Genomic DNA, 25,154 nt, shown 5'->3' on the forward strand with positions numbered 1-25,154 from the left:
CCCGCTATGTACAGCGGGTTTTTGCAATTCTATTAATAATTTTATTTGATTTTCAATCCAAGGCCTTCAGCCACGCGTGTTCCGTATTCAGGATCCGCTTTGTAGAAATGCTCGATTTGGCGAAGTTTGATTTCTTCAATTTCTACCGGCTTCATGGCGTTAACGATATTTTCAACAAGGCGGGCACGCTCATCCTCGCTCATTAAACGGTAGAGGTCACCGGCTTGTGTGTAGTGATCGTTGTGATCAAAGCTTACGCTGTCAGCGATTCCTTCTACCGGATATGCTGCTTGTTTATCCTCCGGTGACTCTTTCGGACCGCCGAAGCTGTTTGGCTCGTAATATACAGATCCGCCGCCGTTATTGTCAAAGCGCATTTGTCCGTCACGCTGATAATTGTTCACTTCGTTGCGTGCGCGGTTAATTGGCAGTGCTTGATGGTTTGCACCGACACGGTAGCGGTGTGCATCATGATAAGCAAACAGCCGGCCTTGAAGCATTTTATCAGGAGAAACATCAATGCCAGGCACGAGTGTTCCAGGCGAGAATGTCGCTTGTTCTACTTCTGCAAAGTAGTTTTCAGGATTTCTGTCGAGAACCATACGTCCGACCTCGATTAATGGATAGTCTTTTTGAGACCAAACTTTTGTAACATCAAACGGATCAAAGCGATACGTATTGGCATCTTCTAAAGGCATGATTTGCACATATAGTTTCCATGCAGGGAAATCTCCGTTTTCGATCGCATTGAAAAGATCTTCTGTATGGTAATCAGGATTATCACCGGCAATTTCTGCCGCAGTATTGACATCAAGGTTTTTCACGCCTTGTTCTGTTTTAAAGTGATATTTAATCCACACGCCTTCGCCTTCGGCATTTGTCCATTTGAATGTATGGCTTCCGAAGCCATGCATGTGGCGAAGTGTCGCAGGAATCCCGCGGTCAGACATCAGGATTGTCACTTGATGCAGTGATTCTGGTGAAAGTGACCAGAAATCCCAAACCGCAGTAGGGTTTTTTAAGTGTGTTTTTGGATCTCTTTTTTGTGTATGGATGAAATCAGGGAACTTAATCGCATCGCGAATGAAGAATACAGGTGTATTGTTCCCGACGATGTCGTAGTTTCCTTCTTCAGTATAAAATTTAACTGCAAATCCGCGCGGATCGCGAACTGTATCAGCCGAGCCAAGTTCACCGGCAACGGTTGAGAAACGAATGAAAAGCGGTGTGCGTTTGCCGACCTCAGAAAGGAAATCGGCCTTTGTGTATTTTGTGACATCGTTTGTCACTTCAAAATATCCGTGAGCGCCTGCTCCTTTGGCATGTACAACACGTTCAGGAACACGTTCTCTGTTGAAATGGGCCAATTTTTCAAGTAAATGTACATCTTGGATTAAAGTTGGTCCGCGAGAACCGGCAGTTATTGAATTTTGGTTATCTCCAACCGGAGCGCCCCAGCTAGTTGTCAGTTTGTTTGAGCTCATATGATCACCTCTTAGAATTTATAAAAATATAATATCATCTCCAATAAAAAAGTCAATATTATTTTATAATTATTATAAAATAAATATCTCTATTAAGCGATATCTAATATTGAAAATACAGGTGAGCCCTTGTCATATCAATCTTTTAGGGAGGGTGAAAAAAATTATGGGATTGATTTTTTTCTTCTCTATTTGCGAAACAAGCAGAGTAAGTGATAAATAGGTTGCGGTTTTAGGAAAACACAGCCTCTAAACATGGTATGCTATGTAAAGAAGGGAGCGGTTTTTCTGAAAACATTGATTAGCGCAACAATCATTTGCCTGTTCACTATGCTGTCAGCATGCGAAGATACAAAACTAATGGAAATCAAAGAGGCGGATATGTCAGATCTCGAAAAAAACAGAATAGATGTTGCAGCCTCACAAACATTCACTGCCGAGGTTGCAAATATCAGCAATAACATTTCTGGAGCCGAAATGTATATAGAGCATTATCAAAACGGAAAGCTTACTGAAACTATCGGACCGGTAAGTGAAGACTACTCTGAGAAAAAACCCGATTCATTACAATTTGTTTACTTTGAGAATGAGGAGGGAGAAGGGAAGAATAAATTGACCACCGTTCATTTTGGGATTGTGGATAAACAAGGGAATATTGCGGCTGCTTCGTCGTTTCGGCGTGATGGCAGCACGGTACAGGAGATGGCTCAGAATATTTCATCGGCTCAGCCGATTTCTTTTGAAAAACCTGTATTGATCGGCAGCAGTATAAAAGATTCCAAAGAAACCATGAGTACCTCTGACCGTAAAAAAGACTTAATTAAATATCAAGATGTCTTGCTTTATTATGTGAAATTGCACGATTAAACACGGACGGCTTTTGGCCGTCTGTTTTGTAAAACAGTGTGCTTGCTTTTTTTGAATCGTGCATGGTATATTTTAAATCGTAACTATTTCGATTTGTTTAATAAAGGAGGCTATATCTTGGCGAAAAAATCCAAAGTGGCAAAAGAGTTAAAACGCCAGCAGCTTGTTGAACAATACGCGGCTATTAGACGCGAGCTGAAAGAAAAAGGAGATTACGAGGCACTCAGCAAGCTGCCGAGAGATTCAGCACCGGGGAGGCTCCACAATCGCTGCATGGTAACGGGGCGCCCGAGAGGATATATGAGAAAGTTTAAAATGTCCAGAATCGCTTTCAGGGAGCTGGCCCATAAAGGCCAGATTCCCGGTGTGAAAAAATCGAGCTGGTAAGAAGAAGCTCCGGCCCATTACAGCGAGCCGGAGTTTTTTTCGTTTTTCTTGAAAGAGATGACATAGGATAGGTGCTGGATAATCATGATGATGAACACAATAATAATAGGGAAAAACGGAATACGTGATTGAAAAAGCGGATAAAAAATGAGAAGAACTGCTGCGGCAGGAAGCGAGAAGTAGACGGCGATATAGGATGCGCGGCATGCTTTTGCCGTCAACATTTGCTCTCTTTCATCCTGCTCCTCAAATTCATCAGGCAGTAGAAGCTGCTTTCTGGCAGGACGGCTTTTCTTATGCAAGTACAAATAAACCGAAGCCGCCGCAACAAACAGAATAAAGGGAGTGAGGTTTAATTCAAACACCATTTCACCGCTCTTTGTACGGGAAAAGGCTGCTATGCCTTCCGAGGCTTTAAAGTATGATATCAGCGTCCAGCATGCAAGGGCAAATAATACAAGTTGAAAAGCTGCTTTTGTTTTCATGCTCATCTTAGTTTTCCTCCTCTAACCAAAAGATATCCTCCATTTTCATGGAGAAGGCTTTACAGATTTTCAGTGCTAACAGCAGTGAGGGGACATAGTCGCCTTTTTCGATAGCTGCTACCGTTTGTCTTGTGACGCCGACTGTTTCTCCGAGTTTTTCCTGAGAATATCCCAAACGTGCCCTCAGCTCTTTTACTTTGTTTTTCATCATGACGTCTGTCCCCTTCACAATCTCATTTGCTTATATTGTATAGTACACTTAACATTTTGTAAATGTGACTTAACATATTTGCAAAAAGAAGACATTTTTTCGACAAAATTTTTATATTCCCTTGACGAAAAAGCAATAAACATGTAATATAAAAAAAGTCAGAGCGATACTGTTGCTGACAATCAAAAATGCGGGTGTAGTTTAGTGGTAAAACCTCAGCCTTCCAAGCTGATGTCGTGAGTTCGATTCTCATCACCCGCTCCATACATACGTTATTAACGCAGTGTTTCGTTTCTTAGATAAACGAGGTATTGCGTTTTTTTATGTAAAAAAGAACACTTTCACTGTGTTCTTTTACATAAGCCAATGTACTGTATGGGTGCCGCCATGAATTTGTTCAAACATTTTTGTTAATGATGATAAGAGTTTAACAGCGCTGCTTTTTTCAATGGAAGGCGGGAAAAAGATGATTTGCAGCATGTTCTTGGTCTCGTTAGTAACGGGAAAGCGATTGACGCTGTTTTTAAAATCGCCGAATATGCCGTTTTCATCAGAGAATAGCAGGATGTTTTCTTTTTCTCCCAATGAGATTCGGACAGGCTCATGAAGCTTTCCGGCATCATAAATCATAATGGGCATAGAATATTTTAATGCGAAAAAATCGGTGGTGTCATGGGCTGAATCCTTGCTTTCTTTGAATTGTTCTTTAGATATTGGGATCAGCATGTCCTCCATTGGTGTTGTTTCTCCCTCAAATGCAGGGGTCAGCTGTTTAAAGAGTTCCTGCCATTCCTTGACAAAGGGGGCATCAGATATTCCGCCGTCCGCATAATCGAAAAACAGGGATTCTTGAAATAGGCGAAGCCTGCCTTTCAGCATTTGCGGTGAGGAGCCGACCTCGATATTCTCATAAATCACTGCTGCCGCATGTAAGCCGGCCGCACGTTCAGTAATAACAGAATCTAGTTTAATATTCACAAGCATTCACTCCAGATACGGGATATCAACCTATTATAAACGCTGTATCGTTTTATCACAAAGAAAGGAGGCTGTGCAAAACATGAACGTTTATCAGCTCAAAGAAGAATTAATTGAATATGCGAAAAGCATTGGCGTGGACAAGATTGGTTTTACGACCGCTGATACATTTGACAGTTTAAAAGACCGTTTGATTCTTCAAGAATCACTAGGCTATCTCTCCGGCTTTGAAGAGCCAGATATCGAGAAAAGGGTGACGCCGACGCTGCTTTTGCCGAAAGCGAAATCAATTGTGGCGATTGCCCTCGCATATCCTTCCAGAATGAAGGATGCGCCGAGAAGCACGAGAACGGAGCGCAGGGGCATTTTTTGCAGAGCTTCCTGGGGCAAAGACTATCACGATGTGCTGAGGGGAAAACTTGATCAGCTCGAGGAATTTTTGAGAAGCAAGCATGAGGATATCAGAACGAAGTCAATGGTCGATACTGGCGAATTATCTGATCGGGCCGTTGCAGAGCGGGCCGGCATCGGATTCAGTGCGAAAAACTGTATGATCACAACGCCTGAGTATGGCTCTTATGTATATTTGGCAGAAATGATTACCAATATACCTTTTGAGCCTGATGTGCCGATTGAAGATATGTGCGGATCCTGCACGAAATGTCTGGACGCCTGCCCGACGGGGGCGCTGGTAAATCCGGGACAGCTGAACGCGCAGCGCTGCATCTCGTTTCTGACCCAGACGAAAGGATTTTTGCCTGATGAATTCCGGACAAAGATTGGAAATCGTCTGTACGGGTGCGATACGTGCCAAACGGTGTGTCCTCTTAATAAAGGGAAGGATTTTCATCTTCATCCGGAAATGGAGCCTGACCCTGAGATTGCCAAGCCGTTATTGAAGCCGCTTTTAACCATCAGCAACCGGGAATTTAAAGAGAAATTCGGGCATGTCTCGGGTTCTTGGCGAGGGAAGAAACCGATACAGCGAAACGCCATCCTCGCTCTTGCCCATTTTAAAGATGAGTCCGCGCTGCCTGAATTGACGGATTTGATGCATAAGGACCCGCGTCCTGTGATCAGAGGAACAGCTGCATGGGCGATCGGGAAAATTGGAGACCGCGCATACGCGGAAGAGCTTGGAAAAGCGCTGGAAAAAGAGAAGGATGAAGAGGCGAAGCTGGAAATTGAAAAAGGAATTGGGTTGCTAAACGCTTCGGGCATGACTAAACAAGGCTTGTCCTGACATACGTATAGAACAGAAGGAAAAAACACTTGAGATGAGATGCATCCAAGTGTTTTTTCTCTACAAAAAGTATGGCGGGTGGGGTGAGCTTGAAGCACATTTTAGAACAATTGGCAGAGGAGCGGCTGAGCTATCTGGTTAACGGGTATGCGATGAGACAGGAGTCTGAAGTCGGGGACCTTGAAGTTATGGAGCGGAAGAAGAGGCTTCTGGAAAAACGTAAAGTTGACATCGTAAAAGCGAAAGCGAAGGCGGTCATTGGCCATACGCGGGTTGAGGATGACGGAACGACCTGCCTTACGTATACCATCCATTATGAATACGTGTATAAGGAGCAGGACGACAGCTTGTATATGGAAGAGCACATAGAGGAGCGGATGGCTTTCCTTTATGATCATATTTTGATTCGTGATCAGGAAATTGCGAAAAAGCCGGCTGGATTTCATGAAGGGACCAGTATTATTGACTATTCTCAAGAGGAAAGGGAAGCATTTGGCAGGGCCTTTCAATACGATCGTCTCGGCGCTGTGCAATATGCTGAGAAACATTGGAACAAGCGCAACCCGGCTTATAAAAATTTCAGCGATAACTGTACGAATTTTATTTCTCAATGTCTTCATGCGGGAGGCGCGCCGATGCGCGGCCATCCGAACAGAGGATCAGGCTGGTGGATGAAACAAAGCTCATGGAGCTACAGCTGGACGGTAGCTCATTCTATGAAAATGTATTTGTCGAATTCAAAGGCCGGCCTGCGTGCGGTGCGGGTGAAATCAGCGGAGGAACTGATGCCGGGTGATGTGATTTGCTATGACTTTGAAGGAGACGGCCGGTTTAATCATACAACGATTGTCGTGGCGAAGGACAAAGGCAATATGCCGCTTGTTAACGCCCAGTCCTATGACAGCAGAATGAGGTATTGGTCATACGAGGATTCTACGGCATACACGCCATCCATCCGATATACATTTTTTCATATCATTGATGATACGACAAAAGAGTAATTAATGTTATAATGGTGGGCGGATAAGAAAATCAGAGGTGAACATTGTGGCATTACATGTCGTTTTATATCAACCAGAAATTCCCGCCAATACAGGGAATATTGCACGTACTTGTGCAGCAACCAATACAACGCTCCACCTGATTCGTCCGCTCGGCTTTTCAACGGATGATAAAATGCTGAAGCGTGCCGGGCTCGATTATTGGGAGTTTGTTAACGTTGTGTATCATGATTCGTTAGAGGAATTGTTTGAGGCATATCAAAAAGGCCAGTTTTTCTTTATTACGAAATTTGGCGAGCAGCCTCATACATCGTTTGATTACACTGATCTTGACGAGGATTATTTCTTCGTGTTCGGAAGAGAAACAAGCGGTTTGCCAAAGGAGTTAATCCAAAATAACATGGACCGCTGTCTGCGTCTTCCGATGACAGAGCACGTGAGATCGTTAAACCTGTCCAACACCGCGGCCATTCTTGTTTATGAAGCGCTGCGCCAGCAAAATTACCGTGACTTGAAGTAGTAGTAAATCCGCTCATGATGATGGGCGGATTTTTTTTGTGTTGCAAGAAATGCTTAAGAAACAGCTAATTATCAATTCTATTGTGACTACTGTTTAACTGTTTCATTATATTTTCACAGGAGAGATGTCAAGATAGCCCCAAAAAGTGTTTTCTAGAAACGTTCGGATAAGTCTAAATATTGTCACATTAATTTCATTGAAAAAATTGTAATAAATGTATAATATGTTTATGTGATTTATTTTTAAGGGGGTAGTGGAAATGCTTGAGGAAGTGTTAACTACAGACCTGCACCTTAGAGAAGCTAAAAAGAAAATTGAATCTTTATGGGCAAACGGGATTGATTTTTCTAAACAAGAGGTAGAGGAAGCGAAAAAAAACAACCGTTTATTACTTTTGGACATGGATTTTACAAGTGAATGCCAATTGCATTGTTACTACTGTGACAGAACGCCAGACCGTTTTCAGCAGGAGGGGCGCACAAAATTAACAACTGAAGATCGAAAAAATCTGATTCTGCAAGCAAAAGCTCTTGGAGCACGGACTGTCGAATTCCCAGGATCTGGTGAGCCAATGATAGATGAAGGATTCTGGGAGGTAATGGAATTTGTGTATGAGAACGGTATGACGCCGGTTATCTTTACTAGCGGATGGCATCTTGATGATGCCTCTATAGACAGATTATATAACTTAGGTGCAACTATTTTTCTAAAATACAACTCGACAAGTCATGAGGTTAACGACAAAATTGTTAAAGTTAAAGGATATGGAGCATATGTAGAAACAATACTAAATAAGCTTGTAAAAAAAGGGTTTACCGAAAGTATACCTACAAGACTTGCTATAGATATTGTAATTGCGCCTCAAAACGAAGATATAGATGATTTAAGCCATATTTATCGATGGTGCAGAAGAAATAATGTTCATCATTATATTTCTACATTAATACCAGAAGGGCTAGCAGACCGAAAATCCAAGCTTTATGAAAAAAACAGAGCAAAAAAATTTATTGAACATTTTTATCAGATTGATAGGGAGGAGTTTGGGTTAGATTATACTCCTTCGCTGCCAATGGCAGGCGGATATAAATGCAGACAAGTGAATGTGGGATTGTTTGTGAATTTGTATGGAGAAGTTTACGATTGTAATGGCTTAGGTCGTTTTTTGGGACACATAAGAGTGAATACACTTGAAGAAATTTGGAATGCTAAATATGCAAAGCATGTTCGAGAGGAAGAGCAAGAGGGGCACTGTGAAGTTCGCAGCAGGGTCTGGGATGAAACTGAGCTGAAAGGTTTTGACCGTAAATTAGAAGAATATAAAGAGTGGGAAATAAAAAACAATGCTGTGGATGAAGTGCTTTTAAAGGGGCTATATCATAGGGAAAATAAAAACGAGCTTGTGAACAGTTCGCAAGATAAGTAAATTATAGTGAGAGAAGTTTCTTACAGCTTCTCTCTCCATAGTATATTTTGGTGGTGAAGCTGTGAAATCTAACCGAGCTGCTTGGATTTTAATAGGCAGTCAAAGTATATCTATAGCAGGAGACAGTTTACTACTTATTGTTTTGCCTTTATTAGTTTTTGATTTGACTGGATCTGCTTTTGAAGTAAGCGTGGTGTTTATTCTAACAGAATTGCCAAACTTCTTTGGTTTTTTCTCAGGCGTGTTACGTCGATATTTCAGTCCTAAACAATTGGTTATACTTTATGATGCGGGTCGTTTTTTCATATTGCTATTTCTTACTGTTGTGGAGATATACGGATATAATTCCACGTATCTCATATATTGTATGTTTTTCTTAATCAATATCTTTTCTACGTTTTTTAGGCCTACAAGAATAGAGTTAATCACTCAATTGGTTGACAAAAGTCAATTGAAGAAATTTAATTCACTTGATCAGACCTTTGAAGCTACAGCAATGGCGATTGGGTTAGGTTTAGGGGGATATGCGTACCACTACCTTTCTCTTGAGTGGATCTTTTTTTGCAACGCTTTGACTTTTTTTGTATCAGGTTTTGTAATGTTAATGATCAAATCAATAAAGTCGACTAAGGATGTATCAGAAAATAATAGTAAGTTCACTCTGTCTTATTTTTGGAAGATGAGTATTCGAGTATCCAAGCAAAAGCAAACTTCCTTTTTAGTATTTGGAGAAGCATTAGCAGGAGGCGCTGTTGGGATATTTATTGCTATATTTGTAGTTTATGCTAAGCAATATCTCCAAGTCGATAGTATTACAATCGGTCATATGGAGATGATTCAGTCTATATTTGCAATATGTACAGGCATGTTAATAGCATTGAACTTTATACGTATTTCTGAGCGGTCGTTGGGAGTATGTGGTTATCTAGGAATGGGAATATGTATGATAGTTATTGGAATAACAACTTCCATTCCTTTAGTGTATCTCTTAATGGCAATAATAGGTTTATTCAACATGATGTATAGCATAGCAGTGCGAACTCTATTGCAAACAAGTGTTCAAAAAGAGGAAGTGATTCATGTGTTTGCTCTAGAATCAATCTTATCAAGATCTGCTTCTATTGTTGGAGCATTGGTCGCTGGAAGCTTAATTAGTCTTTTCTCAATTACTGCAAACTGGGTTATTTTCTATTCAGGTCTTATTCTACTAATTGTATCTTTATGGGGTTACAGGAACTTATTCTCAAATCAAAATGTATATCATATTGATGGAAACAGAGGTGAAAAAAATGTCTAAACATATCTTATTTATTGAAGCCAGTACGACCGGAGCAGGGGCAAAAGCAAATGATTACGCAAAAAGCCAAGGGTATACAGTAAGTTTGGCTGTTAGAAATCCCAATCAATATTCAGCTGATATTTTGAACACAGCTGATAATATTATTGTCTGCAATACTAATGATTATGAAGACCTGATAAACAATGTTCTTTCCCTAAATCAAGAAAAGCAAATTGATGGAATTACCACTACTGCAGATTTCTATGTTCCTCAAGCAGCTCTTGCAGCTGAGACTTTAAAATTGCCCGGAATATCGTTTCAAGCAGCATTAAATGTTCGAAATAAATATAAAATGAGAAAAAAATTAAGTGAATGTTATCCCCACCTGAACCCTGCTTTTCAATTGGTTAAAACAAAACATGAGGCATTGAAAATAGCTAATGAATGGGGATATCCCATTATAGCCAAACCCCAGGATTTAAATGATTCTTTACATGTAAAACTGATTGACTCGGAAAAAGAACTGCTAAATTATATGGAACATTCGACTTCTTGGATGGTGAATGAATCGGGACAGTCAATTGCGGCAGGAGTATTGTTAGAGGGATACATTAATGGAGGGGAGTACAGTGTCGAAACAATGCAGCATAAAGGAGGGGAGATTCAGTTAATAGGTATTACTAAAAATGTACTTGAAGGAGTGGAAAGAGGGCACTTTGCAGAAGTTGCTGCTTCTTTTCCATCAGACGATGAAGAAACGAAGTCTCTTTTTGATGAAGTGAAAAAAGCTCTGCAATGTCTTGAAATTGACTGTGGAGTTATCCATACAGAGTGTCGCATTGAAAATGGTAATGTGAAAATAATAGAGATAAATCCGAGGCTGATAGGTGATAAAGTAGGGAGTCATGTTATTGAACTGGCTTATGGTATCAGTCCTTTAAAATATGTTGTTGAGATAGCCCTTGGCAGCAATGTTGAATGGCGCCCAAACTTTAAAAAAGCAGGGGCTCTTTATGGATTGTGGGTGAAGGAGAGAGGGGTTTTTGGCGGCATTGAAAATCCTGAAGAAATTCTAAGAAGGAAAGGAGTCGCATTTCTTGAAATAACGGGTGAAATTGGAAGTGTTTATTCGCCTCCAACATCGAATGGAGATATCGTAGGCCATATTATCACACAAGCAGATTCTCCTGAAGAAGCATTAAAGCAGGCTTATGACGCTGCGCAGGTTGCCAAACTAATTGTTAATCACGAATAGGGGACAATACTGATGCGCCATTTTATTTTGATTACTAACGAAATCGAATACTATGCACTTTACCTTAAATCTCTTATCGAACAAAATGAATCAGAATTTTTTCCTGTGCTCACAACTCACCCTGATACAATGGGCTCCTTATTAACGATGCATGGATTCTCTTGGGATATTTATAGAGGTAAAGTTGGTCATGAATACATGGATCTATCCTTAGAACTATATCAATATATCAAAACGAAGAAGTTCAAAGATCTTGAATCACATATATATAAGCTATTCAAACAATTAAAGAAACACCAGCTGTCAAAGTCATATGTAGTGGGAGTAGGGAGCGGATCAGTTTTAGCTGGATTAAGGGCCTTGGCTTATGGAAGACAGTTTTTTGCTTTAGATTGTATTCATGACATATCCAATACTTCATTCCCTGAAGGTGCAGAGAGTTTTTATATTGTTTCAGAAGAAGTGGATGATTATGATATTGCTGTGTTACGTGATAATTCTGAAAAGTTTCGAGGAAAAAAAAGTATTTTTCCTGATTTAGAAACAGAAAGTTTTGGTTTTTTACATGCAAGAAACTTAGAGATCATGACATTCTTGGATGCTAAACAAAGATATTATCATGCTAAATCTGAGATATCTCCTCAAGCTCTGTTATGTGACGCGTTTTTAAATGATTCGCTCACTGTTCCGAAGGATCTTATTGTACCGCCATATAAAGAGTTATCAAAAGAGTTTGTGGAACGCTGTAATCAAGTAGGGATACTAGCGATTACTTCCCATGGAATGAGTGATCTTGTTCATCTGAATAATGACTATATATGTGGCAAAAGTTATTTTTTAAATCTTGAGCATCACTTGATAAAAGGACCACTTCCTTCCTGTATGGAAGAAGACGAAGCTTGTTTTTTTAAAAGAGACGGAATCGCATTATCGGCGTACTCCATAAAGGCTCGTCATATATTTATGAATTCGTGCGGCTCACTTAGATTTAAAAATGGTGATTTTGACTCGATTTTTAATATAGCGTATTCGATTTTGGAGGGAAAAGCCGAAAGCTTTATCGGGGCAGTAAGATGGAAAGATGGACACGGAGTAGAGAATCTCTTTTACTTGCGGTTAATAAAGGCAGGATTTTCGCTTGGAGAAACAATCTACCTGTTGAATAAATCTTTATTTTTCAACCAATATGAACCATCCGAAGGGGTATTTCATTTAATTGGAGATCCTGAAACACGGCCTTATTCAAAAACAGATATTTCACCAACCGAAGAACTGAATTTTGGAAGTAATATGGTGGAGATAAGATCAGGCTTTGGTGTTTTTCAATCTACTTCAGAGGAAGTTATTGAGGCTTATAAAAAGTCTTTGCTTATTGTTAAGGTGAGTGTAAAGAACTTTTTTGTTTCTGTTGTTCTTTCAGATAACTCCAAGATTCTTTATATTTTTATTTATGGATATGAAGAACAGAAAGTTGAAGCCGAAGTTCAAATTATCAATTTCAATGATATTTTTGAATTTATCTCGAGAGCTTATAGGCGAATTGAACAAAATCTATCTCCTTCTCTAGGCCTTGCTAAACTATATCCGAATAAAGTGTTGCAAGGACGAAAAAAAATTTAGATAATCGGCTATTAAACATTTCACGCCTATTTAAAGTTTCGTTTACGGATAACTTTAGTATTGACAAACTATACAAGTCTTGTCATAAGTTTTTAAAAGAAGTTGATCAAATAGACTTAGAAATAGCCGAAGAAATGAAGAACGCACTTGTAAATCATTCTTTTAGATTTTCAGAACATTATCAAAAAAGTTTTCTTCTCCGCCCTGCAGAAACAACCGGTATGTGCTATATATGCGGAGAAGTGTTAGTTGATCGATATTTAGAACATATTATGAAACCATCACTTTATCGGATGGAACGAATATGCACAAACTGTGGCGGAATAGAAGATAAGCCCAGTTCTTTATTATCTTTGCACATTTTATTGAAAGATAAGGCATGCAGAAAAAGTATTGTGAAAGTGAAAATCAAGATTGTCAATGACTCTGAATATGGATACAAGGGATATGCATTATTGGCTGTACGTAGAAGTGCAAAATATAATTTTAAAATAGATCATCCTATTCAAAAAATTGATATAAAAGCACGTCAGCATATAGAAAGAGAATTTACAATGGAAATTGGAGACGTTTCTATTCATCAATACAACCTGCAGGCGGCGTTCATCTCAAATACTGATATATTTTTAGCAGCCCGATCATTTTGGATTCAACATCAGACACTAAATAGGAGTGAATAATAAAATGGAGATTCATAAAACTCGTGTTGTCAACGATCAGACTGTAAAATGGATTTCAGATCATTGGAATTTAGAGAATAAGAAAGGCAAGGCTGAGTTTCAATTTTTGAGTATTCCTTTTGATTACGCTGTCAGCCATAGACCAGGTACGAGAATTGGGCCTCAGATGATTATGGATACTTTAAATAGTTACAGTTTATATTGTTCAGATAAACGAGTGTCAATCGAAAATACAAGATTTGTCGATTTAGGTTTTGTAGATATTGTTCATGACATTAAACAATCTTATCAGAATATTGAGCGGACTGTAAGTGGTATATCAGAAAGTGTGACACCGATTTTTTTGGGAGGTGATCATTCGATTACAGATCCGATTATTAGAGGAATGAAAACCAGACTGATAGATCAGAGATTTGGTGTCATTATGTTTGACACTCATTTTGATTTTCGTGAACCGGTTATAGGGAAAGAACATTCAGGACATTGGCTCAAAACCCTTGAAGATTCAATAGATTATGAATCATTAGTGTTGATCGGAATTGGAGCCCCTATTTATTCAGATTATTATATGCGTGAATTAGAAGAAAGAGGTGCTTTGATTAAAACCGTATACGACTTGCGGAGAGAAGGAAGAAGAGCGGTAATAGAGCAGGCTGTCAATCATATTCTCAAGAAATCTGACGCGATTTATTTTACGATTGATATAGATGTTTTTGATCAAGCTTACGCTCCTGGATGCAGTGTACCTAATCCTAATGGTCTCTTTCCTTATGAGGTCATAGATAGTGTATTTGAGATTTGTTCATCTGTACCAACAGTAGGTATGGATATTGTGGAAGTAAGTCCTTGGCTTGAGGGATCTCAACAATTCACCTCACATATAGCTGCAAACATCATTATAAACTATATAGCTGGGTGTGTGAAAAAAAGTTTTTAAAAAGTTAATTGGTGTCTAATTTCGTATACACAAAATTCTTTAACTCAGTTGTTTTGGTTAATAGGGATAAACTAATTACAATTATGAGTATTATACTGCTGCAGAATTTCATTTATTTGAAGCTTGTTAACTGAGATGCCATAACAGATAAAATGCTTTTAGGTAATTTTTTTCAATTGTATGATGATTATTACAGAGAAGCAGGATAGCGAAAACATTAGATGCAACAACAACTTCTAAACTCAGGAGTAGGGTTGTGTTTAATATAAGCGTTAAGAGTGAAGAAGATGGACGGCTAAAGATCGTCCGCTGTGAGATTTAGGTGAAATTTAGTACTAACTACTTGTCATCAGTCCGCTATATCAATACAAAAAATTGTTATCAGGATGCACTCCTAGCTTGTAGAAAAAACTATATTTTTCTACGAGCTTTTTTGTTATATAAATTTTCATACATCAATTCACCATCTTCATATTGCGGCATGCTGCTTTGGGGAGAATTTGCTTGTTCACATTCCGTTATTCCCTCAACCCGCAATATCGAAGCCGTTGCAGCTGTTTTAAATCCGCAAAGTTTTTGTTCTTTTTTATTATTATATAGGGATTTTCCTAAAGCGGCAGACAAGTGATTTTGTCTGACCTTTTCTTTACGGTCTACCCATACATGTTGAGTAATGATGTTCTCGTTTTTTTGAGTCTATGCAGTTCTTAAGCAGGCGGGCATGAGGAACATATTTGGGGATTGATTTATTATGAACGATAGCCCTTTGTGATCAGTTGTTTTTAGTGCGTAAGTGTTTGCTAGTTTGAAAAAAGTATTGTCTTTTTTCACTGTTCGTAAGGGAATTTCATCTAAGGGCAATGACGCCAAAAATATAGCTTTATAGATATCCACTTTCTGGATCAGTTGTACTGTGGTGGATCTCTTTTTCTTGAGTTTTTATGCTCGATGGCAGTGGCTTTAAGGTGAGTGAATCGGTAAATAGGGGGGGCGTTTCTGCCCCTATGGCATGATCGAAGGTCTGAAAATCGGTAAAGTGGAGGGGCGGCTTTTGTTTTCACTGTAGCTAGTTTTAACTTATTCAAATGACAAAAGGAGTTTAGGTGCTTAATAATTTGTCGAAGCAGATGATTCTCTTCGACAAGTGGGACGAGGGGAACAATTCGGCTGCGTTTTGATAAGTATTTCTTGTATGGGACATGAGAAATACAGTCCTTTTGGAGTCTATCTTTTATTTTAATACAGAATGGATTATAAGGTAAAGGCTGTCTAGGCTTTCTGGACAGCCTGAGGATGCTCTTATGAAGAGCACCCTTTTTTATTCTTTCCCCGGCTTGCTTTCGTATCCTGCGGTAAAAATTGATACTAAAAAAGTGACAATGACACCCATCATGATGATTGTTTTCACCGTCTCTCCCCCTCTTCAATTTTTCCGTGATGCCCGAGTCTGGATGATTCTGTTATTTTCTTTATTATGAACGGTCACAGTCTGCCTTGTCAACGCCCGTGTAAGGATCTTTATTTTAAGAAACCAAAGCATGTATCACGGGATGGCGGCATAGATTGTATCAAAGTACCTTATTTGCATAGTGCAACAAACATGATGGAGGAGGTCCTTATGGATATATTAAAGAAAATTGAACAGTACAGAGAGGAAGAGCAGCGGCTGAAATGGGAAGGAACATTCGCCGATTATTTGCAGATTATAAAAGAAAATCCAATGGTTGCGCAATCTGCTCATTCTCGTGTTTTTAATATGATAAAAGACAGCGGGATAGAGGAGGTTGACGGACGGAAGAAGTACAGCTTTTTTGACCGCGAGCTGTTTGGGCTTGAGGAATCACTTGAGCGTCTTGTGGAAGAGTATTTTCATCCGGCCGCGAAACGGCTTGATGTCAGAAAGCGGATCCTATTGCTGATGGGACCTGTGAGCGGCGGTAAATCAACGCTGGTCACGATGCTTAAAAAAGGTCTCGAAGCATACACCCTGACGGATAATGGGGCTGTCTATGCGATTAAAGGCTGCCCGATGCACGAGGATCCTTTGCATTTAATCCCCCATCATTTGCGTGATGACTTTTACAGAGAATACGGCATTAGAATAGAAGGAAGTCTATCTCCATTAAATGTCATGAGACTGGAGGAAGAATACGGAGGAAGAATTGAGGATGTGAAGGTTGAGCGCATCTTTTTTTCAGAAGATAAACGAACGGGAATTGGTACATTCAGCCCGTCTGATCCGAAATCTCAGGATATTGCCGATTTGACGGGAAGTATAGATTTCTCAACCATTGCTGAATACGGTTCAGAATCGGATCCGCGCGCTTACCGGTTTGACGGAGAGCTGAATAAAGCGAACCGTGGGATGATGGAGTTTCAGGAGATGCTGAAATGTGATGAGAAATTTCTTTGGCATTTACTTTCATTGACACAGGAAGGGAATTTTAAAGCCGGGCGATTTGCGTTAATTTCTGCTGATGAGCTGATCGTAGCTCACACGAATGAAACGGAATATCGCTCATTTATTTCTAATAAGAAGAATGAAGCTCTGCACTCAAGAATCATTGTGATGCCGGTTCCTTATAATTTGAAAGTGTCTGAGGAAGAGAGAATTTATGAAAAAATGATCGCGGAAAGCGATGTGTCGGATGTTCATATTGCCCCGCATACGTTGAAGGTCGCTGCGATGTTCTCGATTCTCACCCGATTAAAAGAACCGAAACGATCAGATATTGATCTGGTCAAGAAAATGAGACTGTATGATGGAGAAAGTGTAGAAGGCTATAATTCTGTCGACGTTGAGGATATGAAAAAAGAATATCATGATGAAGGCATGAGCGGCATTGATCCGCGGTACGTGATCAACCGGATTTCTTCAACCATTATCAGAAAAAATATGGAATCGATTAATTCACTTGATGTTCTTCGTTCCTTAAAAGAAGGTCTTGATCAGCATCCTTCCATTTCGAGTGAGGACAGGGAGAGATTTTTGAATTTTATTTCTGCCGCCCGCAAGGAATATGACGACATTGCGAAAAAGGAAGTTCAAAAAGCGTTTGTATATTCATATGAAGAATCAGCAAAAACACTTATGGACAATTACCTTGATAACGTAGAGGCCTACTGCAATAAAAACAAGCTGCGCGATCCTTTGACGGGAGAAGAAATGAACCCTGACGAAAAGCTGATGAGATCTATCGAAGAGCAGATCGGCATTTCGGAAAACGCCAAAAAAGCGTTTCGCGAAGAAATCTTAATCCGCATCTCGGCCTATGCGAGAAAAGGAAAGCGGTTTGATTACAATTCTCATGAAAGACTGCGTGAAGCCATTCAGAAAAAGTTGTTTGCTGATCTGAAGGATGTTGTTAAAATTACGACTTCAACCAAAACGCCGGATGAGCAGCAGCTGAAAAAGGTAAATGAAGTCGTCGCCCGTTTAATTGATGAGCACGGCTACAACTCGACGAGCGCCAATGAACTGCTGAAATATGTCGGCAGCCTGCTGAACCGATAAGCAACGTGACCCGTCCGAATAGGGCGGGTTATTTTGTCCCATTTTCTAAATAGTTTGTCAATGAACTGTGTTTGAGTGCATATGATGAATATAAATCTTTTGAAAGACTTGTTTCATAATCTGAAACAAGCAGGAATACGTATGTATCACGACCACAAATGGGTAAGGAGGGGAATTCATGTCCCAAAATGACAGCGGCCATTTTTTGATTTCTGAGGAAAACTGGTCCCTCCATCGCAAAGGTTTTGACGACCAGCAGCGCCACCAGAAAAAAGTGCAGGAAGCGATTAAAAACAATCTTCCTGACCTCGTGACTGAAGAAAGCATTATTATGTCTAATGGAAAAGATGTAGTGAAGATCCCAATCCGTTCACTGGATGAGTATAAAATCCGTTATAACTATGATAAAAATAAACATGTGGGGCAAGGAGAAGGCGACAGCCAGGTTGGGGATGTTGTGGCCCGGGATGGGTCAGACAAAAAACAGGGACCTGGAAAAGGGCAGGGCGCCGGTGACCAGGCAGGCGAGGATTATTATGAAGCAGAAGTTTCATTAATGGATTTAGAAGAAGCGCTTTTTAAGCAACTAGAGCTTCCGAATCTCCAGCAAAAAGAGCGGGACAATATCATTCATACAGATATTGAATTTAATGATATCCGTAAAACAGGGTTAACCGGTAATATTGATAAGAAAAGAACGATGATGTCAGCTTTTAAACGAAACGCGATGTCAGGGAAGCCATCGTTCTATCCGATTTACCCGGAGGATCTGAAGTATAAGACGTGGAATGACATAACAAAGCCCGAGTCAAAAGCTGTCGTCTTAGCGATGATGGATACAAGCGGCAGTATGGGTGTTTGGGAAAAATACATGGCCAGAAGCTTCTTTTTCTGGATGACCCGTTTTTTGCGGACGAAGTATGAGACTGTAGAAATTGAATTTATTGCCCATCATACAGAAGCAAAAGTCGTGTCGGAGGAGGACTTCTTCTCAAAGGGAGAAAGCGGCGGCACAATCTGTTCTTCCGTATACCGAAAATCGCTTGAACTGATTAATGAAAAGTACGATCCCGCCCGCTATAATATTTACCCGTTTCATTTTTCTGACGGTGACAACCTCACATCTGATAACGCGCGCTGTGTGAAATTGGTCAATGATATTATGAAGAAAGCGAATCTTTTCTGCTACGGAGAGGTCAATCAGTACAACAGGCATTCAACGTTAATGTCTGCATACAAAAATGTGAAAGACGATAAATTTAAGTACTATATTTTAAAACAGAAGTCTGATGTGTTTCAGGCATTGAAGAACTTTTTCAAAAATGAAGAGCCTGGCGTAAGCCGCCAATTTTCGTAATGAAAAGCCCATTCCAGGGCTTTTTTTAATTTAATAAAAGTAAGAAAACGGTTGCGAAAAAAATACGAGAAGAAAAGACATTTTTCCTTTGACAAATCTCCTTTCATTTATTAATATTTTATCTTGTGAACTATTATTGAGGAATGAGGTGAAAACGAGTTGACTGAATCAGAACGTGCTTTGCTCACTTTTGAACAGCTCTTCGATACGTCTCGGGCGATTTATAAAAAACAGAAGAAGATATTGGAGATTGTGCTTGAGTCTTTTGATATTACAGTCCTTCAATACTTGCTGATGTTTAAAATTCATCAAAGCGGAAGCACCCCGCTAAGCAAGCTGGCGGTGTCGCTTGATCTTAAACCTGCTTCAGTGACGCGGATGACAGATATTTTATATAAGCGCCGATTGATGAATCGATTTGACAGCCCGGATGACCGTCGTATCGTCATGATTCAGTTAACCGAAGAGGGGGAAGAACTGATCGAAAAAGCCGCTGTACAATATGCAAAAATGGGCGCGGGTTTGTACCAAAAGCTTGATACATCCCAGCTTCAATATTTGCGTAAGCTTGCCGGAAGCTTAACGATGCTTGCTGAAGGCTGTTCAGAAAAGCGGTAATGAAAAACTTCTCACATATTTCACCAGCGTTCCGCAAAATGATAGAGGATGAAACGAAAGGAGAAAACAAAATGAATAGAGGACGTTTAATTCTGACCAACATTATCGGTTTGATTGTTGTTCTTGCAATTATAGGCGGAGGTGCTTATTACTATTATCAAAGCACAAACTTTATCAAAACAGACGAAGCGAAAGTAGCCGGCGATATGGCTGCCATTACAGCACCAGCAGCAGGCAAAGTATCTGACTGGGACCTTGAAGAAGGAAAAACAGTCAAAAAAGGAGACACAGTCGCAAAAATTAAAGGTGAACAATCTGTTGACGTAAAATCCATCATGGATGGAACAATTGTGAAAAACGAAGTGAAAAACGGACAAACAGTACAAGCTGGCACAACAATTGCCCAAACAATTGACATGGACCACCTCTACATCACTGCGAATATTAAAGAAACAGATATTGCTGATGTTGAAGTAGGTAATAGTGTAGACGTAGTCGTTGATGGAGATCCTAATACAACATTTGACGGGACTGTAGAAGAGATCGGTTATGCGACAAATTCAACTTTTGATATGCTTCCATCTACAAATTCAAGCGGAAACTATACAAAAGTTACACAAAAGGTTCCAGTGAAAATCTCAATCAAAAACCCATCTGATAAGGTGCTTCCTGGTATGAATGCATCTGTTAAGATTTCTGAGTAAAACAGATCAGTCATCAAACCATGAAAGGAGGTTGTCTTAGATGGCTATAGGCAAAGAAAATAAAGCAAAAAGCCCAAAGTCATTGCTGATTGTGCTAATGGCAGGGTTGTTTTTGGCAATACTCAACCAAACGCTGCTTAACGTCGCAATGCCGCACTTAATGACTGAATTTGGTGTAAGTGCAACGACGATTCAGTGGCTCACAACAGGTTACATGCTTGTTAACGGTGTTTTGATTCCATTATCTGCCTTCTTGATTACAAGATTTGGCCAACGGAGTCTCTTTCTCGTCGCCATGTTTTGTTTTACACTCGGAACATTAGTCTGCGGTATCGCACCTAACTTTTCCACAATGCTGGTCGGCCGTTTGATTCAGGCCGTGGGCGGAGGTATCTTGCAGCCGCTCGTGATGACAACCATTCTGTTTATCTTCCCTCCTGAAAGCAGGGGGAAAGGAATGGGGATCTTCGGACTTGCGATGATGTTTGCTCCTGCGGTGGGCCCGACTCTTTCTGGGTGGATCATTGAGAATTATACATGGCGCATTATGTTTTACGGCCTTGTGCCGATCGGTGCCATTATTATTATTGTGGCTTTCTTCATCTTTAAAAACATGGTGGAGCCGCAAAAAATCAAGCTCGATACGCTTGGAGCGATTCTTTCCATTGTCGGATTCGCCTCCTTGCTATACGGAGTCAGTGAAGCAGGTTCTGACGGCTGGACAGATCCGATCGTCCTGTCTACAGTTATTATTGGTGTCATAGCCATTGTTGCTTTTGTTGTTCAGCAATTGCGCCATGACGATCCGATGCTTGATTTCAGAGTGTTTAAATATGATATTTTCTCACTATCAAGTGTCATTAATATCATCATTACAGTAGCGCTGTACACTGGTATGTTCCTGCTGCCAATTTACCTGCAAAATCTTGTCGGCTTTACGGCGCTGCAATCCGGGCTGCTTCTGCTTCCGGGTGCGATTGTCATGCTGATCATGTCACCGATCTCAGGTATTTTGTTTGATAAATTCGGCCCGAGACCGCTCGCGATTATCGGACTTCTCGTGACAGTGGTTACAACATATCAATATACGCAATTAACGATTGATACACCGTATACACACATCATGCTGATTTACTCAATCCGTGCCTTCGGTATGTCACTCTTGATGATGCCCGTTATGACAGCGGGGATGAACCAGCTTCCTGCCCGCCTGAACAGCCACGGTACGGCGATGAGCAACACGCTTCGCCAAATCAGCGGATCAATCGGTACAAGCTTAATCACGACGATTTATACAAACCGTACGACACTCCATTACTCACAAATTGCAGATAAAACAAGCACGGCGGACCCGAACTTCCTCCATGCGTTCCAAAATGCAGTTTCGAATATTATGGTGAATATGAATGTTTCCTACGAGACAGCGAAAACGTATGTCTACTCTCATATTTATAAACACGCGACACTCGATTCAAACGTCATGGGGATTAATGACGCTTTTATGTGGGCAACATTATTCTGCGTAGCAGGATTAATTTTAAGTATCTTCCTGCGTGACGTCAGAAAAGATAAATTGCGTAAAAAGAAAAAAGAGGAGCTTTCATTGCTTCCGGCTCCTAAAGAAGTGAAGGAATCTTAATCTGTACAAGGAGGTTTCCTGAATGAAAATTTATGTAGTGTATGATAGTGAAGGTGAACACACAAAGGCTCTTGCAGAAGCGATTGCTGAAGGCGCGAAAGAAAACGAGGCGGCTGAGGTGCTGATCGACCATGTCGATCAGGCTGATATCCGCAAGCTGAAAGATATGGATGCGATTATTTGGGGATGCCCTGGTCATTTCGGGACAATTAGCTCCGGTCTGAAGGCTTGGATCGACAGACTTGGCTACTTATGGGCTGAAGGCGAGCTAATCAACAAAGTCGGCGCTGTTTTCTGCACAACGGCAACAACACACGGCGGCTTGGAAATGACAATGCACAACTTGATGACACCGATGTTCCACCAAGGCATGATCGTTGTCGGCCTGCCTGGAAACGTGCCGGAAAACGCGCTGTACGGCTCTTATTACGGGGCAGGCGTCACTTGTCCGGTTGACAGTGATGAGTTAATGTCTGAGGAAGGTATTCAGCTTGGACGCGCCTTAGGAAGACGCGTCAGCCAAGTCACAGGAAACCTAACAGCAGGACAGTAAGGAGAGGTTAAAATGGCCATTATTCTAGCAATTATTGCTGCTGTCATAGTCATTGCGGCTCTTATTACATTTAACGTCCGCAACGCCTCAGCTGGACCCGAGAAGCAAGAAAAAACCGAAAGAATCGCCCCTCCAGAAGAGGGGAATAGCGAAGCGCAATACCCTGCTGAAGCAAGAGCGGCCGAGCATACACCAGCCGTTGTGGAAAACGATTCTCCAAAAGAGAAACGGGACGCAATGGGTGATGATATTTACAGGCAGGCGCTGCAAAAGTTTAAGCATTCTGATGAAGATCAGGCAGAAGAAGAGGTCACTGAGACAAGTGACAAAATGCAGGACAGCAGCTATCGAAATGTGCTGCTTTCCATGAAAAACAAGAATAAGTGATAAAAAAGGCAAATCCGTTTATTCTGCGGATTTGCCTTTTTTGCTGTTAGCATGTATGGATTATGATTTTTTATCAAATAAATCCATGGAATAAGTTGTATTTTGACTAGATCTAGTGTACTATGTTACTCATACACTGAAGTGGTTTCCGGGGAGGGAAAGACATGGGTTCTTTTATAGGCCTGCTAAAGAAAGATATAAAACTTTCGAGAATATGGCTGCTAGTATGGAGTTGCGGAATCATATTCTGTTTGGGGACAGGTCATATCATAGCTTCTCGCACGAAAGAACCGCTTGTCATTTTAGGTTTCTTTGCTGCAGTTGCTTTTTTTCTGCTTTTCTTATCCCCTGTTTTTGTGTATATGCACCTCCACAAAGAAGGGAAATCACAGCTCTGGCTGTACAATCCAAATGGCGGCTTCCGGCTGCTTTCTTCCAAATTGGCTGCATCTTTGCTCTATCAGTTTCTCATTCAATTGGCATTAACCGCTTATGGCATATGGATTCATCATATGCTCTCTGTGAAAAACCTGCTGGTGCATCAAGCTGATTTAACAAGTACACCGATTTTGCTGAATATATATGGTCTTATTTCTTCGTTATATATGTCAGTGACAGTGATTGTGTTTTGGAGTGTTTTTCACTCGCTTAAAAATTGGCGCGGGTTGCGTTGGGCTGCGATGGGACTGCTGGCCGGGGTGTGGTACTTCTTCGATGAATACATCATAAGCCCTCTAGTGGTATCTCAAAAGCATTTCTGGCCTGTAACCGTTTATTGTGATTTTGATTTCCAATTACGTGACGTTTGGAGTGTGGAATTAAAACCGATACATCTATCCGTGCTTGGGTTTCCTATCGCCATCGTTATCACAATCCTGCTGCTTATCGCGGCTTCTAAACTGCTTGATCGTAAAATTGAGGTGTGAATATGGACAATCATTTCCAGTCTTCAAAACCGATTTATTTGCAGATTGCTGACCAGATTTTTTATCGGCTGGTCAGGAAGGAGCTGCTTCCAGGAGACAAGCTTCCTTCTGTAAGAGAAATGGCGATTCAAACCAAGGTAAATCCCAATACAATTCAAAGAACATACAGTGAGATGGAAAGGCTGGGTATTGTGGAGACAAGAAGAGGTCAAGGGACGTTTATTGCGGAGAAAGCAGACATCGTAGATGAGCTGAAAGACAGGCTGACACGAGAAGTGCTGGAAGGCTTTGTGAAGCAAATGACAGAGCTGGGGCTAACGAAAGAAGATATGGTGGAAAGGATTAAAACATTCACTGAGGGAGATTGAGATGGAAATCACTTTAGAACATGTATCAAAAAAATACGGCCGCCACACCGCTGTTCAAGATGTATCGATCTCTTTATCATCCGGACGGATTTATGGTTTGATTGGTCCAAACGGCAGCGGAAAGTCAACGACCTTAAAAATGATGGCTGGCCTTCTCTTTCCGACTTCAGGATTCGTGAAAGCGGATGAAGAGCCAATTACGAGAGATATGGTGCGTCAAACGGCATATCTTACAGAGCTTGATATGTTTTATCCGCACTTTACTGTAAAGGATATGGTGAATTTTTATCAGTCACAATTTCCTGATTTTCAAATCGACCAAGCGTATAAGCTGTTGAATGAGATGCAGCTGGATCCAGAAAAAAAGATCAAAAAGTTATCAATAGGAAATCGGGGAAGGCTGAAAATCGTCCTTGCTTTAGCAAGAAGGGCATCCGTCATCTTGCTTGATGAACCCTTTTCCGGGCTTGATCCGATGGTCAGGGACTCTATCGTAAACAGTCTGGTTTCGTACATTGATTTTGAGCAGCAGATTGTCGTCATCGCCACACATGAGATTGATGAAATAGAAACCTTGCTTGACGAAGTCATCGTGCTTGCCAATGGAGAGAAAGTCGCGCAGCGTGATGTGGAGGAGATTCGTGAGCAGGAAGGCATGTCTGTTTTGCAGTGGTTTCAATCAAAAATGGAAGTTTACTAGAAAAGAATGAGGAGGAAC

Annotated in this window: 26 protein-coding genes and 1 tRNA gene; 22 read left to right on the top strand and 5 right to left on the bottom strand. The window is 40.7% G+C overall.

The genetic code is table 11. The annotated features are described in order from the left end of the window. Nucleotides 1-41: 41 nt before the first annotated feature. Nucleotides 42-1,484 (bottom strand): catalase KatA, encoded by a 1,443-nt coding sequence (gene katA, locus SC79_RS00125; RefSeq protein ID WP_039073350.1) that lies wholly within the window; start codon nt 1,482-1,484, stop codon nt 42-44. A gap of 330 nt (nt 1,485-1,814) precedes the next feature. Here katA and SC79_RS00130 point away from each other — a divergent pair, with 330 nt between their 5' ends. Both SC79_RS00130 and rpsN read left to right on the top strand, forming a co-directional pair. Further along, nucleotides 1,815-2,351 carry a hypothetical protein gene (locus SC79_RS00130; RefSeq protein WP_039073532.1) on the top strand — a complete coding sequence of 179 codons (537 nt, stop codon included), beginning with the start codon at nt 1,815-1,817 and terminating at the stop codon, nt 2,349-2,351. Nucleotides 2,352-2,468: 117 nt separating this feature from the next. Next, nucleotides 2,469-2,738, top strand: a complete 270-nt coding sequence (rpsN, locus tag SC79_RS00135) for a 30S ribosomal protein S14 (protein WP_010327731.1) — start codon at nt 2,469-2,471, stop codon at nt 2,736-2,738. 17 nt (nt 2,739-2,755) lie between these two features. Here rpsN and SC79_RS00140 read toward each other — a convergent pair whose 3' ends face one another. Continuing rightward, entirely contained in the window at nt 2,756-3,229 is a 474-nt protein-coding gene (locus SC79_RS00140) for a hypothetical protein (RefSeq protein ID WP_039073351.1), read from the bottom strand. Nucleotide 3,230: 1 nt separating this feature from the next. Beyond that, complete coding sequence (locus tag SC79_RS00145) at nt 3,231-3,431, bottom strand: helix-turn-helix transcriptional regulator (protein ID WP_010327733.1); 201 nt, start codon at nt 3,429-3,431, stop codon at nt 3,231-3,233. Between the two features lie 193 nt (nt 3,432-3,624). Here SC79_RS00145 and SC79_RS00150 point away from each other — a divergent pair. Beyond that, a tRNA-Gly gene (locus tag SC79_RS00150) sits at nt 3,625-3,698 on the top strand. 90 nt (nt 3,699-3,788) lie between these two features. Here SC79_RS00150 and SC79_RS00155 read toward each other — a convergent pair. Then, nucleotides 3,789-4,412: a B3/B4 domain-containing protein gene (locus SC79_RS00155; protein WP_039073352.1), complete on the bottom strand. Its 624-nt coding sequence runs from the start codon at nt 4,410-4,412 to the stop codon at nt 3,789-3,791. An 82-nt stretch (nt 4,413-4,494) separates the two neighbouring features. Between SC79_RS00155 and queG the strand changes: the two genes are divergently transcribed. The 9 genes from queG (at nt 4,495) to SC79_RS00200 (ending at nt 14,370) form a co-directional block, all read left to right on the top strand. Further along, a complete protein-coding gene (gene queG, locus SC79_RS00160) occupies nt 4,495-5,655 on the top strand; it encodes a tRNA epoxyqueuosine(34) reductase QueG (protein WP_039073353.1) in 1,161 nt (386 codons plus the stop codon). A gap of 71 nt (nt 5,656-5,726) precedes the next feature. Beyond that, a complete protein-coding gene (locus SC79_RS00165) occupies nt 5,727-6,656 on the top strand; it encodes an amidase domain-containing protein (RefSeq protein WP_082022476.1) in 930 nt (309 codons plus the stop codon). A 37-nt stretch (nt 6,657-6,693) separates the two neighbouring features. Next, nucleotides 6,694-7,176: a tRNA (uridine(34)/cytosine(34)/5-carboxymethylaminomethyluridine(34)-2'-O)-methyltransferase TrmL gene (trmL, locus tag SC79_RS00170; RefSeq protein ID WP_082022477.1), complete on the top strand. Its 483-nt coding sequence runs from the start codon at nt 6,694-6,696 to the stop codon at nt 7,174-7,176. A gap of 259 nt (nt 7,177-7,435) precedes the next feature. Then, the gene (locus tag SC79_RS00175) at nt 7,436-8,599 is read left to right on the top strand and encodes a radical SAM protein (protein ID WP_052245544.1); all 1,164 of its coding nucleotides are present in this window, start codon (nt 7,436-7,438) and stop codon (nt 8,597-8,599) included. A gap of 61 nt (nt 8,600-8,660) precedes the next feature. Beyond that, nucleotides 8,661-9,896, top strand: coding sequence for an MFS transporter (locus SC79_RS00180; protein ID WP_039073355.1), 1,236 nt, complete (start codon nt 8,661-8,663; stop codon nt 9,894-9,896). After that, the gene (locus tag SC79_RS00185; RefSeq protein ID WP_039073356.1) at nt 9,889-11,133 is read left to right on the top strand and encodes an ATP-grasp domain-containing protein; all 1,245 of its coding nucleotides are present in this window, start codon (nt 9,889-9,891) and stop codon (nt 11,131-11,133) included. The genes SC79_RS00180 and SC79_RS00185 overlap by 8 nt, the downstream gene beginning before the upstream one ends. Before the next feature lie 12 nt (nt 11,134-11,145). Further along, nucleotides 11,146-12,753, top strand: coding sequence for a hypothetical protein (locus SC79_RS00190; protein WP_039073357.1), 1,608 nt, complete (start codon nt 11,146-11,148; stop codon nt 12,751-12,753). Nucleotides 12,754-12,887: 134 nt separating this feature from the next. Next, nucleotides 12,888-13,433: a hypothetical protein gene (locus tag SC79_RS00195; protein ID WP_039073358.1), complete on the top strand. Its 546-nt coding sequence runs from the start codon at nt 12,888-12,890 to the stop codon at nt 13,431-13,433. 4 nt (nt 13,434-13,437) lie between these two features. Further along, the gene (locus SC79_RS00200) at nt 13,438-14,370 is read left to right on the top strand and encodes an agmatinase family protein (protein ID WP_039073359.1); all 933 of its coding nucleotides are present in this window, start codon (nt 13,438-13,440) and stop codon (nt 14,368-14,370) included. Between the two features lie 411 nt (nt 14,371-14,781). Here the strand turns inward: SC79_RS00200 and SC79_RS00205 are convergent, their stop codons facing one another. Further along, a complete protein-coding gene (locus SC79_RS00205) occupies nt 14,782-14,994 on the bottom strand; it encodes a hypothetical protein (RefSeq protein ID WP_039073360.1) in 213 nt (70 codons plus the stop codon). A 994-nt stretch (nt 14,995-15,988) separates the two neighbouring features. Between SC79_RS00205 and prkA the strand changes: the two genes are divergently transcribed. The 10 genes from prkA (at nt 15,989) to SC79_RS00255 (ending at nt 25,136) form a co-directional block, all read left to right on the top strand. After that, nucleotides 15,989-17,884 carry a serine/threonine protein kinase PrkA gene (prkA, locus tag SC79_RS00210; protein ID WP_010327741.1) on the top strand — a complete coding sequence of 632 codons (1,896 nt, stop codon included), beginning with the start codon at nt 15,989-15,991 and terminating at the stop codon, nt 17,882-17,884. A 178-nt stretch (nt 17,885-18,062) separates the two neighbouring features. Beyond that, nucleotides 18,063-19,241 (top strand): sporulation protein YhbH, encoded by a 1,179-nt coding sequence (yhbH, locus tag SC79_RS00215; RefSeq protein ID WP_010327742.1) that lies wholly within the window; start codon nt 18,063-18,065, stop codon nt 19,239-19,241. A gap of 159 nt (nt 19,242-19,400) precedes the next feature. Then, nucleotides 19,401-19,859: a MarR family transcriptional regulator gene (locus tag SC79_RS00220; protein ID WP_039073361.1), complete on the top strand. Its 459-nt coding sequence runs from the start codon at nt 19,401-19,403 to the stop codon at nt 19,857-19,859. Nucleotides 19,860-19,897: 38 nt separating this feature from the next. Next, a complete protein-coding gene (locus tag SC79_RS00225; RefSeq protein WP_082022490.1) occupies nt 19,898-20,563 on the top strand; it encodes an HlyD family secretion protein in 666 nt (221 codons plus the stop codon). A gap of 40 nt (nt 20,564-20,603) precedes the next feature. Beyond that, nucleotides 20,604-22,202: an MFS transporter gene (locus SC79_RS00230; protein ID WP_039073362.1), complete on the top strand. Its 1,599-nt coding sequence runs from the start codon at nt 20,604-20,606 to the stop codon at nt 22,200-22,202. A gap of 22 nt (nt 22,203-22,224) precedes the next feature. Then, complete coding sequence (locus tag SC79_RS00235; RefSeq protein WP_010327746.1) at nt 22,225-22,755, top strand: NAD(P)H-dependent oxidoreductase; 531 nt, start codon at nt 22,225-22,227, stop codon at nt 22,753-22,755. Between the two features lie 12 nt (nt 22,756-22,767). Next, the gene (locus tag SC79_RS00240; protein WP_039073363.1) at nt 22,768-23,142 is read left to right on the top strand and encodes a hypothetical protein; all 375 of its coding nucleotides are present in this window, start codon (nt 22,768-22,770) and stop codon (nt 23,140-23,142) included. Between the two features lie 164 nt (nt 23,143-23,306). Continuing rightward, nucleotides 23,307-24,068, top strand: a complete 762-nt coding sequence (locus SC79_RS00245) for a hypothetical protein (protein ID WP_039073364.1) — start codon at nt 23,307-23,309, stop codon at nt 24,066-24,068. 2 nt (nt 24,069-24,070) lie between these two features. Beyond that, a complete protein-coding gene (locus SC79_RS00250) occupies nt 24,071-24,436 on the top strand; it encodes a GntR family transcriptional regulator (RefSeq protein ID WP_010327749.1) in 366 nt (121 codons plus the stop codon). A 1-nt stretch (nt 24,437) separates the two neighbouring features. Next, nucleotides 24,438-25,136 (top strand): ABC transporter ATP-binding protein, encoded by a 699-nt coding sequence (locus SC79_RS00255; protein WP_039073365.1) that lies wholly within the window; start codon nt 24,438-24,440, stop codon nt 25,134-25,136. The last annotated feature ends 18 nt before the right edge of the window (nt 25,137-25,154 follow it).

It is taken from the genome of Bacillus sp. MSP13, assembly GCF_000815295.1.
GTDB lineage: Bacteria > Bacillota > Bacilli > Bacillales > Bacillaceae > Bacillus > Bacillus vallismortis.